1 protein-coding gene is annotated in these 251 nt (G+C 74.1%); it reads right to left on the reverse strand.

Annotated elements, in window-relative coordinates; all coding sequences use genetic code 11:
- A partial coding sequence (locus SB772_RS43760; protein WP_410838998.1) for a c-type cytochrome occupies positions 1-224 on the reverse strand: 224 nt, incomplete at its 3' end.
- Between the last annotated feature and the right edge of the window lie 27 nt (positions 225-251).

A 251-nucleotide genomic window follows, 5' to 3' on the forward strand; every position in this document is an offset into this window, starting at 1 on the left:
GTGAGATAACCGGGCGAGTTCGCAAGCGGCGGCACCTTGCCCGGAATGCCGCCGCCTGTCGCCGTGTGGCAGCCCATGCAGTTGAGCACCCAGTGCTGTCGCGCGAGCGTCGCGTCGGCCGCACCGTCGGCATGGGCGGGGATGGCGATCGCACACGCGGTGGCCGCGACCGCCGCCGGCACCGAAAGCAGGCGGCGTGCGATGAACGCCCCGATCGGCCACACCGCCGCACGCCGGCCGCCACGGCACCG

This window comes from Paraburkholderia sp. SIMBA_030 (genome assembly GCF_046535245.1).
GTDB lineage: Bacteria > Pseudomonadota > Gammaproteobacteria > Burkholderiales > Burkholderiaceae > Paraburkholderia.